The 15548-nt window shown below is 59.1% G+C and carries 13 protein-coding genes; 7 read left to right on the forward strand and 6 right to left on the reverse strand.

Annotated elements, in window-relative coordinates; all coding sequences use genetic code 11:
- Positions 1-14: 14 nt before the first annotated feature.
- Positions 15-1631 carry an MFS transporter gene (locus tag C4S72_RS24240; protein ID WP_104005792.1) on the reverse strand — a complete coding sequence of 539 codons (1617 nt, stop codon included), beginning with the start codon at positions 1629-1631 and terminating at the stop codon, positions 15-17.
- Between the two features lie 129 nt (positions 1632-1760).
- Here C4S72_RS24240 and C4S72_RS24245 point away from each other — a divergent pair, with 129 nt between their 5' ends.
- Positions 1761-2201, forward strand: coding sequence for a MarR family winged helix-turn-helix transcriptional regulator (locus C4S72_RS24245; protein WP_160115586.1), 441 nt, complete (start codon positions 1761-1763; stop codon positions 2199-2201).
- A gap of 11 nt (positions 2202-2212) precedes the next feature.
- Here the strand turns inward: C4S72_RS24245 and C4S72_RS24250 are convergent, their stop codons facing one another.
- From C4S72_RS24250 to C4S72_RS24260, 3 genes are all read right to left on the reverse strand, one after another.
- Positions 2213-3637: a Y-family DNA polymerase gene (locus tag C4S72_RS24250; protein ID WP_104005794.1), complete on the reverse strand. Its 1425-nt coding sequence runs from the start codon at positions 3635-3637 to the stop codon at positions 2213-2215.
- A gap of 1 nt (position 3638) precedes the next feature.
- Positions 3639-4259 (reverse strand): translesion DNA synthesis-associated protein ImuA, encoded by a 621-nt coding sequence (gene imuA / locus C4S72_RS24255; RefSeq protein ID WP_104005795.1) that lies wholly within the window; start codon positions 4257-4259, stop codon positions 3639-3641.
- 85 nt (positions 4260-4344) lie between these two features.
- Complete coding sequence (locus tag C4S72_RS24260; protein WP_104005796.1) at positions 4345-5244, reverse strand: LysR substrate-binding domain-containing protein; 900 nt, start codon at positions 5242-5244, stop codon at positions 4345-4347.
- 151 nt (positions 5245-5395) lie between these two features.
- Here C4S72_RS24260 and C4S72_RS24265 point away from each other — a divergent pair, with 151 nt between their 5' ends.
- The 5 genes from C4S72_RS24265 (at position 5396) to C4S72_RS24285 (ending at position 11734) form a co-directional block, all read left to right on the forward strand.
- Positions 5396-6748, forward strand: a complete 1353-nt coding sequence (locus C4S72_RS24265; RefSeq protein ID WP_104005797.1) for an aspartate aminotransferase family protein — start codon at positions 5396-5398, stop codon at positions 6746-6748.
- Entirely contained in the window at positions 6738-7565 is an 828-nt protein-coding gene (locus tag C4S72_RS24270) for a BKACE family enzyme (protein WP_104005798.1), read from the forward strand. Before C4S72_RS24265 ends, C4S72_RS24270 begins: the two co-directional genes overlap by 11 nt.
- 65 nt (positions 7566-7630) lie before the next feature.
- Positions 7631-8596, forward strand: coding sequence for a TAXI family TRAP transporter solute-binding subunit (locus C4S72_RS24275; RefSeq protein WP_104005799.1), 966 nt, complete (start codon positions 7631-7633; stop codon positions 8594-8596).
- A gap of 83 nt (positions 8597-8679) precedes the next feature.
- Positions 8680-11289 carry a TRAP transporter permease gene (locus C4S72_RS24280; RefSeq protein WP_104005800.1) on the forward strand — a complete coding sequence of 870 codons (2610 nt, stop codon included), beginning with the start codon at positions 8680-8682 and terminating at the stop codon, positions 11287-11289.
- Positions 11290-11302: 13 nt separating this feature from the next.
- On the forward strand, positions 11303-11734 hold the full coding sequence (locus C4S72_RS24285) for a universal stress protein (RefSeq protein ID WP_104005801.1): 432 nt from the start codon (positions 11303-11305) through the stop codon (positions 11732-11734).
- Here C4S72_RS24285 and pgeF read toward each other — a convergent pair.
- On the reverse strand, positions 11724-12464 hold the full coding sequence (gene pgeF, locus C4S72_RS24290; RefSeq protein WP_104005802.1) for a peptidoglycan editing factor PgeF: 741 nt from the start codon (positions 12462-12464) through the stop codon (positions 11724-11726). The two genes, C4S72_RS24285 and pgeF, sit on opposite strands and share 11 nt — an antisense overlap.
- Positions 12461-13429 carry a 23S rRNA pseudouridine(1911/1915/1917) synthase RluD gene (gene rluD / locus C4S72_RS24295; RefSeq protein WP_104005803.1) on the reverse strand — a complete coding sequence of 323 codons (969 nt, stop codon included), beginning with the start codon at positions 13427-13429 and terminating at the stop codon, positions 12461-12463. The genes pgeF and rluD overlap by 4 nt, the downstream gene beginning before the upstream one ends.
- Before the next feature lie 132 nt (positions 13430-13561).
- Here rluD and C4S72_RS24300 point away from each other — a divergent pair, with 132 nt between their 5' ends.
- Positions 13562-14503, forward strand: coding sequence for an outer membrane protein assembly factor BamD (locus C4S72_RS24300; RefSeq protein WP_104005804.1), 942 nt, complete (start codon positions 13562-13564; stop codon positions 14501-14503).
- Positions 14504-15548 lie beyond the last annotated feature (1045 nt).

The following is a 15548-nucleotide window of genomic DNA, read 5'->3' on the forward strand; positions in this document are numbered from 1 at the left end:
TTCGTTAAGCGACGCTACTGTCCGGCAGCCGGCACAACCATCAGTTCGATATCCTCGCCGGCTCTGCGGTTCAGGCCATCCACCAGGCTGCCGTGCAGAATATGGGCAAGGGTGCGCTCTGGACCGCGTCCCAAAATTACACCGGCGGGTTTCAGCCGCTCGATCTGCTCGAGAATACGGGTGGTCAGGTGTACGGCCGCCGCTTCCAGCACCTCGACACTGACGCTCAGGCCCGCCTGTTCAAGACGCGCGCGGGCAGTACTGACCAACTGCTCAGAGCGAGCCAGGCTCTCTGTATCCAGCGCCCCTTCGGCCAGAGCCTCAAAGGTGCGCACATGCAGCACCCGCACCGGCTGACGCGATTGAGTGGCCACCTGTATCGCCCGCTCCAGCACCGCGTTATCGGTGCTATCGCCGGCCAGGGCGACGATCAGCTCATCTTTATGGACATCACCAGCGGTCTGCTGCTCACCGCCGTAATGGCCCAGTGAAGAGCGGCGTACAAAGAGCACCAACGGTGCGACCAGGGCCGCGGCCGCAGCCACATAGAACGCCAGCGCAGTACCGAAGTGTTCCGCCAGCAGCGGCACCACAAAAGGCGCGACCACACCGGCGAACCAACGTACGAAGTTGTAGCCGGCGGAAGCCACCGGGCGCGGCGAATCGGACACCTCCAGCGCGATCTCGGTGTACACCGTATTGCAGATACCGTTCACAGAACCGGAAAGCACCACGCAGACGGCGATCCCTTCCACCGACAACTGGGTCATGGCGACCAGCAGCAGCGCCTGAATAGTCAGACAGACCGAGACAATCTGCAGAGCGCTGAAACGGGATTGCAGGCGCGGCGCCACAAATACGGAGAACAGCGCCAGCATCAGACCCCAGCCGAAGAAAATCAGCCCCACCGCATGGGCCGACATCTGCAGCACGAACGGCACAAAAGCCAGAATGGTGAAGAACGCGAAGTAGTAGAAAAACGCGCTGCAGGATGCGGTCAGCAAACCACTATGACCCAGGGCACGGATCGGAGCGGTCAGCGAGGTTTTCTGCGCAGGCTTCGGCTGCTCCGGCAGCCAAAGTGCTATCGCCACGAACGCGATCGCCATCAGGGTAGCGGTACCAAAGAAGGGATAGCGCCAGGAGTGAGCCCCCAGGGCCGCGCCCAGCAGCGGACCAACAGAGATGCCCAACCCCAGAGCCGCTTCATAGATCAGGATTGCGGTCATGGTGCCGCCGCGGGAAGCCGCCACGATCACTGAGAGCGCAGTCACCACGAAAAAGGCGTTACCCAGCCCCCAGCCGGCGCGGAAGCTCACCAGCTCCGCCACCGAATCCGAGGTGCCGGCCAGGGCCGAAAAGATAACGATAAGCACCGCACCCAGCAGCACCGTCTTGCGGCCGCCCAGGCGGCTGGAAACAAAGCCGGTGATCAGCATCATGATCGAGGTGACAAAGAAGTAACTGGTGAACAGCAGCGAAACCTGGCTCGGTGAGGCATTGAGCCCTTCCGCGATGGAGACCAGGATCGGGTCGACCAGGCCGATCGACATAAAACCGACCACGCAGGCAAAGGCCGTGGCCCAGACCGCTTTAGGTTGATCGAAGAAATTTGCCTTCTGTTCACTCATTCCGATCTGACTCCTGTCATTGCATCAGTTATCGAACGGCATTTATCTGTAATATACAGACAATAGCAACTAGCAACGCGGGCAACAACCTGTATTATGCAGACAGATATCGATATCAGCGGAATAACAATGAGAGAAACCGACTCCATATCACGTCTGGAATACCAGCTGGCCAACCTGGCCCGCACGCTAGAAGCTATTAATCGCCGCCGCAAATACCCACTGGAGCGGGCGCACTACCTGTTGCTGCTGCATCTGCGCAAGGGCGCACTCAGCGTCGGTGAACTGGCCGCCAAACTGGCACTGGATAACTCCACGGTCACGCGCCAGCTTAATGCCATGGAAAAACGGGGCCTGATTATCAAACGTCCCAACCCCGCCGACGGCCGCAGCGCGCTGATAGAGCGCACGAAAGAGGGGTGCCAACTGGCGGAAGCGATGCATGACCAGCGCACCCAGCGGATCGAGCGGATGCTGGAAAACTGGACCCAGGAAGATATAGAAACCTGTTCGAAGCTGACCGCCCGCCTCACCGATGCCCTGAACCGCAGCATGGATGAGCCGGACTAGCCGAGCCCTGCTCAGCCGAACCAGCCGTGGATAAACCAGCCACCGCTGCTGTCGCGGAACACCCAGCCACAGCGGCCATCGGGCCAGCGTGCGACATAATAGTCACGTGTGACCGGCCCATCCCACCAGCCGCTGCTGATCCGCTCAGGGCCACGCAGCCAATGCAGTGTGCGCTGGTCGCTGGGAGCCAGGCGCTGCGGCCTGGAGAGCAGCCAGCCCGGTCGGACCAGCCCCACAGGCAGTAGACTTCCACCGCCTGCTGCTGTTTTTCCGGCCGTTTTTTCTGCTGTAACTCCGAGCAGGGTATTGGCCCGTTCCGGCCGATGATCCGCGCACCAGCCCAGCGGCTGCACCGACTCCGCTCCCAGGCGGCTGCGCAGACGGCTGATCAGTTCCGCCGGTGTGGTCTGCGCCTGGGCCGGTGCAAACAGATCGGCATTGTGCGCCTTTTGGCCCTGCCCCTCTTCCGCCTCAAGCTGCAGCGCCAGTACCGGGGCTTTGAGCTTTTCACGCTCCAGCTGCAAACGGCAGAGCTCCAGCCAGTGCGCCGCCGACGCGGTGCCCGCGGCATGGCCGATTGTCAGTTGCTGTTCAACACCCTCGCGCTGGTAAAGCGCGATATGCAGCAGGCTGACCTTCTGCTGACGGATATGCAGAAACCCTTCCAGCGCTTCCAGCAGACGCCGCAACGGAAACAGCAGTCCCTGGCTGTGGATAATTTCGGCAGCCAGCTCCACCTTCTGACGGAAACGCTCCGGCGGAATAAAGGGTTCCGGCAGTGCTGCGCCCGGTTCGACTATCTTTTCCAGCTCCCGCAGCAGTGACTGACCAAAGCGCTGCGCCAGCTCGATACGCGGCAGTTTCAGCAGATCGCCCAGGGTGCGCAAACCCACGCCTCTGAGCTGTTCGCTCTGTTTGACCGGCAGCGCCAGCTGGCCAATCTCCAGACTATGTAAACGCGCCCACCAGCGCTGAGGATCAGCTTCGGTACAACTTTGCACCCGGGCCAGCAGTTCGGCGCCTCGAGCAGTTTCGCCCACCGCCATGCGGGCGCTGTAGCCGTTACGCTCCAGGCTGGCGGATAATTGATCGAGCAGTGTTTCCAGGCCGCCGAAATAGTGCAGCATGCTGGCAATCTCCAGCAGCAGGGAACGCGGCGGACAAACACTGATGCGGGCACTGAAGCCCCCGGCCCAGAGCGCCAACTGCTCAAGACTCTGGCGCAGACGCGCCTCATCGGTTTCCAGCAAGGTAAGTTCCGGACTCAGCGCCAGAGCGGTGGCGAGAGCCTGACCGGCTTTGACGCCCTCAGCCTCTGCCACCGGATTACCCAGCAAGATCCTCTGCCGGCTATCCAGCAGTGCCTGGGGTGTCTCCCGCGGCAAGCCATGCAGCTCCAGCGCCAGCCAGGGAAAGTGAATAGAGAGCCAGCGCATCTCAAATCACCGCGGGCAGATCCACGGCCGCGGCAGGCAGCGGCCAGCCGCCACGACGCTTCAGCAGGGCGACTTCAGCGCCCTTATCGCTGGAATCCAGATGCAGGCGATAAGCTGCGGGGGAGGATTGTGAGCGAACGGAGTCTGGCCGCATGATCAATCCCAGGCCGCCACCGGTCTGGGCCGCCAGCTGCAGCCGCCGCAGTGCCGGGGTGGTTACCTGTTCGCCCAGCCAACTCAAGACCAGCGGTGCGCAACCGCTTTTCAGCGCCTGCTCAATCGCCCAGAGTCGCTCCTTCATCGAATGAGTTCGGACCAGTTGCTGGCTTTCCGGCCGGATATCGGCCTGTAGAAATGACAGAGCACAGGGCTGATGCGGCGGATCGATCCAGAACACCGGGCGCTCCGGTTCCGCACGCCGCAGTAGCGGCCAGAGCAGGCGCAACTCACCACGCCCCTCCCCACTCTGTAGCAGCTCGATCAGCTGTCCTTTCAGCCAACCACCACCCAGGCGGGCATCCAGTTCAGGGTAGCCGCTGGATTCCAGCGCCTCCGCCTGGATCCCAGCATCCTGGGTACCCCGCCATAGCTGCCCCTGCTCCATTAATTGAACCAGAGCCATAATCACAACCTCAAAATACTGTATATTTAACCAGTATTTTGAGACAAAAACGCAGGCTTCTCAAGCGGGCAGAATCAACCTGCTTTTATTCGCCATTGAGTTGCTGGCTCAACCAGCCATGAAACTGCTGCACACCGGGCGTCCGGCTACGGTATGGCGGTACCAGGAAATAGAACCCGTAACCGCTGTGGTAGCTGATCCCCAATGGATTGACCACCTCGCCGGCCGCCAGCGCGTCCGCCGCCATAAAGTCAGGCACCAGAGCAATACCCTGACGCTGCCGCGCCGCTTCCAGCGACATGTAGAAATGTTCGAAACCGTGGTTGTAACGCGGCTGCAGCTCGCGTGACTCCAGCCCCGTCACTTCATGCAGAAAATGGCGCCAGAGCTGGGGACGGGTGGTGTGCTGCAGCAGCGGATGCTGCAGCAGATCGATCGGTTTTTCGATCGGCGTCTCCCGTAACAGATCGGGATGAATCACCGCCACCAGCTCCTCCTCGCGCAGCAGTACCGAGTATTCGTGGCTCAGCGACAGCGGCAGACAGCGGATCGCCATATCCGCCTCCGAGTCACGAAAGTTGAACTCACCATCGCCACTGAGCATCGCCAGCTTCAGTTCAGGGATCGCTTTACGCAGGGCATCCAGCCGGGGAATCAGCCAGAGATTACTGAATGAAGGCGTCAGGTTCAGCGTCAGTGAACTGGATTCATGGGCCCGCTGCTGCAGCTGCGCGGTGGCCGACTGGATCTTCTCGATCGCCTGGGAGATGGCCGGCAGATACTGGCGCCCCGCCTCGGTCAGCACCAGGCCGGATGGCGAGCGATCGAACAGCGGCTGTTCCAGGTACTGCTCCAGCAGCTGGATCTGCTTGCTGACCGCTCCCTGGGTCACACACAGCTCCCGCGCCGCGCGCGAAAAGCTCAGACGACGCGCCGCCACCTCGAAGGTGCGCAGTGCATTGAGTGGTGGTAAGGATCCCGGCATCAAACCTCCAACGGCAAAGCGAGTATCTTGCGGCACGACGAACCGCTACACCCCATGAGTTTTTGTCATACCCCCTGAGAATATATCGTTTGTTGCCGCTGCATAAGCAACCTTTAATGCAGGAGACGCAACAACATTCATCAGGTGCATCGTGACCCAGGTATTCCACCGCCATTGTCACTCCGATCTTCCTTTCGCCACCCGTGGCGAGGGAGCTTACATCTACGACCAGTCAGGCAAAGCGTATCTCGACGCCAGCGGTGGCGCCGCCGTCTCCTGCCTCGGCCATAACCACGCCGGTGTCCGGGCCGCACTGCATGCGCAGATCGACCAGCTCGCCTATGCCCACAGCTCATTCTTTACCACCGAGGTGGCAGAGAACCTGGCCAGCCGCCTGACCGACAAGGCGCCGGGCTCACTGAACCACGTCTATTTTGTCAGCGGCGGTTCCGAAGCGGTGGAGTCTGCCCTGAAACTGGCACGGCAGTACTTTGTTGAAACCGGCGAACCGCAGCGCACCCGCTTTATCGCCCGTCGGCAGAGTTACCACGGCAATACGCTCGGCGCCCTGGCCGTGGGCGGTAACGCCTGGCGTCGCGCGCCCTTTTCGCCGCTGCTGATGCACGCCGAACATATCGCACCCTGCTATTCCTATCGCGACCAGCAGCCGGGCGAATCGCTGCACGACTACGGCCAGCGCGTTGCCAACGAGCTGGAGCAGCGCCTGCTCACCGTCGGCCCGGAAACCGTGATCGCCTTTATTGCCGAACCGGTGGTTGGGGCCACAGCCGGTGCACTGGCTCCGGTAGAAGGCTATTACAAGCGGATCCGCGAGATCTGCGACCGCTACGGCATCCTGCTGATCCTCGATGAGGTGATGTGTGGCATGGGGCGCACCGGCACCCTGTTTGCCCATGAGCAGGACGGAATCGAGGCGGATATTGTCACCATCGCCAAGGGCCTCGGCGCCGGCTACCAGCCGATCGGCGCGATGCTGGCCTCGGACCGTATCTACGATGCGATCTCCGGCGGCTCGGGATTTTTCCAGCACGGCCACACCTATATGGCCCACGCCACCGCCATGGCGGGTTCTCTGGCGGTGATGGATGCGTTCGAGAACGACGGCGTTCTCGCCCGGGTGACTCCCATGGGGGAGGCACTGGATCAGCGTTTACGCAACCGTTTTGGCGACCACCCCCATGTGGGCGATATCCGCGGTCGCGGCCTGTTCCAGGCGCTGGAGCTTGTGCATAACCGCGACAGTAAAAAGCCGTTCGACTCGCGCTCCAAACTGGACAAGCGGATCAAGGCCCAAGCGATGCAGCTTGGCCTGATGTGTTATCCCATGGCCGGTACCATCGATGGTCAGCGCGGCCACCATATTCTTTTGGCGCCGCCGTTTATCATCACCGATGAGCAGCTCGACGAACTCTGCGACAAGCTCTACCGAGCGGTGGATAAGATCACCCACGAGGCGCTTAAGGAGTATCCAGATGCGGGATGATGAGCGCCTGATCATCGTGGCGCCCAACGGCGCTCGCCGGACTCACCAGGATCACCCGGCACTTCCCGTCAGCCCGGAAGAGATCGCCGATGCCGTGAGCGCCTGTGTCGAGGCCGGTGCGGCGATGGTGCATCTGCATGCGCGTACCTCCAAGGGCGAGCACTCCCTGGAGATCAGCGACAATATTGCCGTGCTTGAAGAGGTGCGCCGCCGGGTCGGCGACCGGGTCATTATTCAGGTCACCACCGAGGCGGTGGGCCGCTATCAACCGGCCCAGCAGATGGCACTGATCCGCGCCCTGGTACCTGAAGCCGCCTCCTTTGCGCTGCGCGAGCTGATCCCGTCACCGGAGTATGAAACCGGTTCCGCCGAGTTTTTCCACTGGTGCGCCGAGCGCAACATCCTCGCCCAGTACATCATCTATTCCGAGCAGGACCTGCTTTACTACCTGAGCCTGATCGAACGGGAGCTGCTGCCCAAACAGCGTCATCACCTGTTATTTGTGCTTGGCCGCTACGCTGCCGACCAGCAATCCACGCCAGACGACCTGCTTCCTTTCACAGCTCTGCTGCCGCGTTTGAATGGCCGCCGCTGGGCCGTTTGCGCCTTTGGTGTCAGAGAACAGGAGTGCCTGCTGGCCGCGGCACAAATGGGCGGTGATCTGCGGGTCGGCTTCGAAAACAACCTGCTCACCCCCGACGGCAAACCCGCCGCCGATAATGCCGATCAGGTACTCCGGCTGGTGGCACAGCTGAAACAACAGGCCCTGACTCCGGTCAGCGTGGACGATCTGCGCAGCGAGCCGGATATCCGATAGCAAAAAAACTCAAACCTGAACTAGACTGAAATTCATATTCAGTGGAGCAAACTAAGGAGAGACGCATGAAGAAGATTAAATCAGCCCTGATTGGCGCAGGCCTCGCGGCCATGATGAGCGCCACAGCAGTGCAGGCGCAGGACTTCATCACCATCGGTACCGGCGGCGTGACCGGCGTTTACTATCCGACCGGTGGCGCCATCTGTCGACTCGTTAACAAGGATCGTGCTGAACATGGCATCCGCTGCTCCGTAGAGAGCACCGGTGGTTCAGTTTACAACATCAACACCATTCGCTCCGGCGAGCTGGACATGGGTGTGGCCCAGTCCGACTGGCAGTATCACGCCTACAACGGCACCAGCCAGTTTGAAGAAGCCGGTCCGTTCAAGGAACTTCGTTCCGTGTTCTCTATTCATCCAGAGCCGTTCACCGTAGTCGCCCGTGCCGATTCCGGCATCAAGAGCTTTGATGACCTCAAGGGTAAGCGCGTCAACGTAGGTAACCCGGGTTCCGGCCAGCGCGGCACCATGGAAGTGCTGATGGATGCCAAGGGCTGGACCATGGATGATTTCGCCCTCGCATCTGAACTGAAAGCTGCCGAACAGTCCAAGGCACTGTGTGACAACAAGATCGACGCCATGGTCTACACCGTGGGCCACCCGAGCGGCTCCATCAAGGAAGCCACCACCTCCTGCGATGCCATCATCGTAGAAGTGGCCGGTCCGACCGTGGATATGCTGGTCGATGAAAACCCGTTCTACCGCGTCGCTACCATCCCGGGTGGCATGTACAACGGTTCCGATGAGGATGTGAAAACCTTCGGTGTCGGTGCGACTTTTGTCACCTCCTCCAACGTGGATTCCAACCTGGTCTACCACGTGGTCAAGGCGGTGTTCGACAACTTCGATACCTTCAAGAAACTGCATCCGGCCTTCGCCAATCTGAAGAAGGAAGAGATGATCACCGACGGCCTCTCCGCTCCGCTGCATGAGGGTGCTATCAAGTACTACAAAGAAGCGGGGCTGATGTAAGCCAACGCGAATCCTTCGCTACGGAAAAAGGGAGCGGGCTTATCCCGCTCCCGTTTCACTTCTGTTTTTAAAAGGAGCTGCGCATGGCCAAGGAAAGTACGTCGGATACCGAAACGCCAGATAGCTCAAATCCAGATAATAAGGCGATCGAGGAGCTCCTTAACTCGGAGACCGGCAGTCGCGTCCTGTCTGGTTTCATGAACAAGCTGGTCATCGGGCTGTTGATCGCCTGGTCGCTATTTCAGCTCTGGTATGCCTCGCCACTGCCGTTTATTTTCAACTTTGGCACGCTTAACGAGGACCAGGCCAAGTTTATCCATCTGGCGTTTGCCACCTTTCTGGCCTTCTCACTGTTCCCGGCCACCCGACGTTCAAGTCATACGTCGATAACGCCCTTCGATTTCCTTTTCGGTATAGGCGCTGCGGCATCCTGCCTTTACCTGCTTATCTTTCGTGATTCCCTGGCTCAGCGCATCGGCGCGCCCACCACCACTGATGTGGTGATGGCCGTGATCGGCATGCTGACCCTGCTGGAGGCTACCCGCCGGGCCCTGGGTCCGCCGCTACTGGTCGTTGCCGTGGTGTTTCTTGCCTTCACATTCGGCGGCCAGTATATGCCGGATGTTATCGCCCATAAGGGTGCCAGCCTTAACAAGGTGGCTTCCCACCAGTGGCTCACCACCGAAGGCGTTTTCGGTGTTGCCCTGGGCGTATCCACCGCATTCGTGTTCCTGTTCGTGCTACTCGGCGCACTGCTCGACAAGGCCGGCGCCGGTAACTACCTGATCAAGGTTTCCTTCTCACTGCTCGGGCATATGCGAGGTGGCCCCGCCAAGGCGGCGGTCGTGGCCTCGGGTCTGAGCGGCATTATCTCCGGGTCATCCATCGCCAACGTGGTGACCACCGGTACCTTCACCATTCCGCTAATGAAGCGGGTGGGCTTCCCCGCCACCAAGGCCGGCGCGGTAGAGGTGGCGGCCTCCACCAACGGCCAGCTGACCCCGCCTATCATGGGTGCGGCGGCGTTCCTGATGGTAGAATATGTGGGGATTCCTTATATCGAGGTAATCAAGCACGCTATCCTGCCGTCGCTGATCTCCTATATCGCGCTGATCTACATCGTTCACCTTGAAGCCCTCAAGCTGAACATGAAAGGCATAGAACGGCTGCACAAACCTACTGTCGCCCAGCGCATGCTCTCCTGGATGACCACGACGCTCATCATGCTGGTGCTCGGTGCGGTGGTGTATTACGGCTCCACCTTCCTGGAGTCGACACTGGGTGGCGCTGGCTACCTGGTAATGCTGGCGGCTATTGTGGTGAGTTACTTCCTGCTGTTGAAGCTATCCGCCAGCTACCCGGATCCGAAAGAGGATGACTCCAGTATCGAGCTGGACCATCTGCCAGAACCCCGGCCAACCGTTTTCTCGGGGCTCTACTTCGGGCTGCCGATCGTTGTCCTGCTCTGGGCTCTGGCGGTAAAACAGTACTCACCGCAGCAGTCAGCCTTCTACGCGGTGGTCTTCCTGATCGCAGTGGTACTGACCCATCGCCCGATCAAGGCCTGGTTCCGCGGTGAAAGCGACTGGTCCAGCCAATTCAAGGTGTGCTGGCATGACTTTATCGAAGGTCTGATCACAGGTGCCCGCAACATGGTGGGCATAGGTATCGCCACCGCTGCCGCCGGTATCATCGTCGGTACCGTGACACTGACCGGCCTTGGCCAGATGATGACGGAGTTCGTCGAGTTTATCTCAGGCGGCAATCTGATTCTGATTCTGATCTTCACGGCAGTGATCTGTATCGTGCTCGGTATGGGCCTGCCCACCACCGCGAACTATATCGTGGTATCCACGCTGATGGCGCCGGTAATTGTCTCCCTTGGCGCTGAAAACGGACTGATCGTGCCGCTGATCGCAGTGCATCTGTTCGTGTTCTATTTTGGCATCCTGGCGGATGATACGCCGCCCGTGGGGCTGGCCGCCTTCGCGGCGGCGGCCATTGGGCGGGCAGATCCGATCAAGACCGGTATCCAGGGTTTCACCTACGATATCCGCACCGCGATCCTGCCGTTCATGTTTATCTTCAACACCCAGTTGCTGCTGATCGGGCTGACTTCGGTGTTTGACCTGATCGTCACGGTGGTCAGTGCCATCATTGCGATTTTGGTATTCTCGGCAGCGACTCAGGGTTACTGGTTCGTGAAGACCCGGCTTTGGGAAACCGCTGCCCTGCTGCTGATCGCGTTCAGCCTGTTCCGACCCGGCTACTGGTGGGACATGGTCTATCCGCCCTCCACCCACCTGCCGCCGGCGCAGCTGGAAACACAGATATCCCAGCTAAATGCAGGAGAGTTTATTCAGCTGAATTTTCAGGGAATGACGATCAAAGGCGACGAGGTCAGCAAAACCGTTTCCCTCCAGCTTGATGATGCCAGTGGCGATGCTACACAACGGCTGGAGTCCATGGGTTTGATGATGACTCAGGATGGCGACCGCTGGCTGGTGGATCTGGTGATCTTCGGCAGCCAGGCTGAACGTTCTGGCGTGGATTTCGGCTGGGAGATTACCGGGATTCAGATGCAGGCAGATCGCCCGCCCAAAGAGCTGGTGTTCATCCCAGCACTGCTGCTACTGATCTTTATCGGTTGGTTACAGAAACACAGAGAACGCGAAGAGCTCGCCACCGCTTGAAGGAGATAGAGGAATGTACAACACAATTCTTGTCCCTGTGGATCTCTCGGAAGAGGGCTACTCCGACAAAGCGGTGATGCATGCGCTTGAGGTGCTGGCTCCCGGCGGCAAACTAGTACTGTTAACCGTTGTCGCCGGCTATCAGATGCCACTGGTGGGGTCTTACTTCCCACCCGGCACCTTCGACAAGGCGATCAAGTCGATACGTCATCAACTGGAGGAGTTTGTTGACGATAAGCTGCCGTTTGAGCGCAAGGACTGCGAGATTCTGGTTGAAGAAGGAAAGCCGGCAGACACGATTCTTTCGGTCGCCAAGCAACAGGGAGTTGAGCTGATCGTCATGGCGGGCCACAAACATTCCGCCATTGAGCGCACCATGCTCGGGTCTGTAGCCACCAAGGTTGTCAGCCGCTCAGCTATCCCTGTGCTGGTCATCAAGAATTAGCATCGATCCAGATCAGGCTGGCCATGCGGCCAGTCTGACCGTCTCTGCGATAAGAGTAGAAATAATCGCTTTCGGTAAAGGTGCAGTAATCTCCACCTGAAACCTCACGTACTCCAGCGGCTTTAAGCCGCAAGCCCGCTAGCAGGTAAATATCCGCCAGCCATTTACTGGTGTCGGTAGGGCTGGTTTTGAAGGCAGCCTCAGAATCAGGCAAGGCTCTGACAAACTGCTCTCGCACCTCGTTTCCAACCTCAAACGCCAGCGGTCCGATGGCAGGCCCAAGCCACACCAGCAGATCCTCGGGATCAGGAAAATGGGCCAACGTCGCTTCCAATACCCCGGACGCCAGCCCCCGCCAGCCGGCATGGGCCGCAGCCACCCGCTTGCCCTGGCGGTCGGTGATCAATACCGGCAGACAATCCGCCGTCATTACGATGCAGGCCAGACCGGGCGTAGCTGTCCAGCAGCCATCCGCTTCCCGTACCTGGCCGTCGGCTTTGGATTCGACCACGCGCACACCGTGAACCTGGCTTAACCATTGCGGAGAGGTGTTCAGCCCAAGCGCGCTCAGCAACACCCTGCGGTTCTCACTGACTGCAGTTGCCGCGTCGCCAACATGATCACCCAGGTTAAGGCCATCAAAGGGAGCCTGGCTTACGCCATCAAGCCGGGTAGTCGTTAACGCATGGATATGAGCAGGTGCCTGCCAGTCTGCGCGAATCAGTTTCATAGCTCGTAATCGTAGGTTTCTGCATCCCGTTTTAACACGGCCAGCAAACGCTGCATATCTTCTGGAAGATCGATCTCCCAGGACATCGCTTCACCGGTTTCAGGATGGAAGAGTTCCAGACGCTTGGCGTGCAGCGCCTGGCGCTTGAAGTTTTTCAGTACCTCGCGCATGGCGCCACTGCAGCCTTTCGGCAGCTGGAAGCGACCGCCGTACTGCGGATCACCTACCAGCGGGTAATTGATATGCGCCATATGAACGCGGATCTGGTGAGTACGGCCCGTTTCGAGCTTAAGGCGGATATGCGTGTGGACACGGAATTTTTCCAGCAAACGGTAGTGCGTAACAGCCTCTTTACCCACACCCACCACGGCCATCTTCTGGCGATGACGCGGATGACGTCCCATCGGCTCATCGACACAGCCGCCGCCGGTCATGACACCGTTGACCACCGCTTCATATTCACGCCCCATGCTGCGCTCCTGCAGCTGGGCGACCAGATCGGTCTGTGCTGGTATGGTCTTCGCTACCACCATCAGCCCCGTGGTCTCTTTATCCAGTCGATGGACGATACCGGCCCGGGGTACCTGGGCGATCTCCGGGCAATGATGCAACAGAGCGTTGAGAAGCGTGCCCTCGGCATGACCTGCAGCCGGGTGAACCACCAGGCCTGCCGGCTTGTTGAGCACAAGAATCTGATCATCCTCGTAGATAATATCCAGAGGGATGTCTTGAGCCGCGTGCTCATCAATCATCTCAAGCTGGGCGTCGACCTTGATCGTTTCGCCTCCAGCCAGCTTGTCACGCGGCCGGCGCACCTCACCATCGACGGTCAGCGCCCCATCCTTGATCCAGCCTTGCAGCCGGGAACGGGAATATTCGGGGAAGAGCTGGGCCACCGCTTGATCCAGCCGTAATCCATACATTTCATCTGGCACTTCGGCCTGCAGTTGCAACTGTTCTGACATCGACTCGCTACTCATCCGGACGGATGTTTTGGTTGGGTTCGCGTTGTGTTTAAATACGACTCTATTTTTACCGATTATACCCGAATCTGGCCCGCTCCGCCGAGCGCGCCCCCTGTGTCAGGATTGATAAACATGCGACTCGTGAAAACCTGCGCCGCGCTGGTCCTCGTCAGCCTACTCTCCGCCTGTACCTGGTGGAGTGAGAACGCGGACGTCGAACCAGACATCCCGGAACAGCAGCTGTACGAAGAAGCACTCAGTGCCATGGACGACGGCAACTATTCTCTTGGTGTCGAGCGCCTGCAACTGCTTGAAGCTCGCTACCCTTTCGGACGCTATTCCGAGCAGGCTCAATTGGAGCTGATCTACGCCTACTTCCGAACCTTCGAGCCTGATTCAGCTTCCGCTGCGGCAGACCGCTTTATCCGACTGCACCCGAATCACGATAACATCGACTACGCCTACTACATGAAAGGTCTCACAGCGTTCGAGAAGGACCGCTCCTTCCTTACCCGCTACCTGCCCCTGGACGAAACTCAGCGTGATCCCGGTGCGGCCCGTGATTCCTTCGACAGCTTCGCAACCCTGGTCAATCGTTACCCGGAAAGCGAATACGCACCCGACGCGCAAAAGCGCATGCAGTACCTGAAAAACCGCCTGGCTACCCATGAGATTCATGTCGCCACCTACTACATGAAACGCCAGGCCTGGTTAGCCGCCGCCAACCGTGGCCGTTATGTGGTGGAAAACTACCAGGAAACCCCGGCTGTTGCTGACGGCCTTGCGATCATGCATGAAGCCTATACCCAGGTTGGGCTGACTGATCTGGCGGATGACGCCATGGAAGTACTGACCCTGAACTTCCCGGACTACGAAGTGCGTTCGTTCCGCGAAGGCAGCTCCAGCCTGCTGAATATCGCCACCTTCGGGTTGCTGGGTGATGCGGAAGAAGTAGCCGTACCTGCACGTCCGACTCAGAGCCTGGGTGAAACCCGTGCAGAAGAGCGCGAGAAGGAAGACGCTAAAGAAGAACGCTCCTGGTTTGATAAGGTCACGTTCGGCGTATTCGAATAAGCAGTAATACGACTAGACCCTGACAAGGCAGCTTACGAGCTGCCTTTTTTGTGTCCGCCTTAATCTGCGCTATCCGTAGCCGGGACAGCCAGGCTCGGGCGGCTATCATTAATCGACTGCAACGCTATTAAGCGTAGATACCCTGAAAAAAGTAAGGGCCCGCACACAAGTGTACGAGCCCTTCCATTGCAGCCTCCTTGCCGCACCCTTCGCGATCCGTGCGAGGGTCGAGGTCCAGCTTCCCGCTGATTAAACACGCATCCTTGCGTTCCTCATGTGATTATATTCGTTCATCACCGGCCGGATTGGTATAGGAGTTTTTCCTATTTTGGAACTGGTGTTTGATTGGCTGAGCTCTGGGTATTGAATGACACGGTTATGCGCAGCAGCGGCTTATATCGAGCAATCTGTGGAATTTTTCCTGGTTGTCTATCTTGGAGCGGGCTGGCGTTCTTCTGAGCCTGCAAGGAGCTCTGAGGCTCTATAGGGATAGCGCTTTCTTAATCCGTTTCAGAGTATTCCAGAATGAGGAGCTTGCAGTTTGTAGGCGATGAGATCGTCGCGCTTGGCCGCTGGGCTTTGAATTGTCCACAGTGCTAGCTTCGGGCGTGCCTCCAACTTCGGAGCGGTGGCACGATCAATTTTCGTAAGGGGCGCCCTCGCCCCGATTGCTCTGAGGATTATGCTTAGGGAGCTCGGTGCTTGGGGAGGCTGTGTGGATGAACTGCAGTGATCGGGAGCGATGGTTTTAAGGCTCGGAGCGTTCGCTGCCATAGGTCGATGGTGAGGAGCTGAGCAGGCTGAAGGGGCAAACAGCGACGACCTACTTTAGGTGCCGAGCTCTGCTCGTCATCCCTTCGGGACGCCTGCGGCGCCTGATCCTCGTGCCTCTGGCACAGAGGCTCTCACATGGGCCTGGTAGTGCACAGCAGATCACACCACCCAAATACAAAAAACCCCAGTACCAACGGTACTGGGGTTCTTCGTATTAGGTGCCTGGCGATGACCTACTCTCACATGGGGAAGCCCCACACTACCATCGGCG

Origin of the sequence: Marinobacterium lutimaris (assembly GCF_900108065.1) — a bacterium.
Classification (GTDB): domain Bacteria; phylum Pseudomonadota; class Gammaproteobacteria; order Pseudomonadales; family Balneatricaceae; genus Marinobacterium_D; species Marinobacterium_D lutimaris.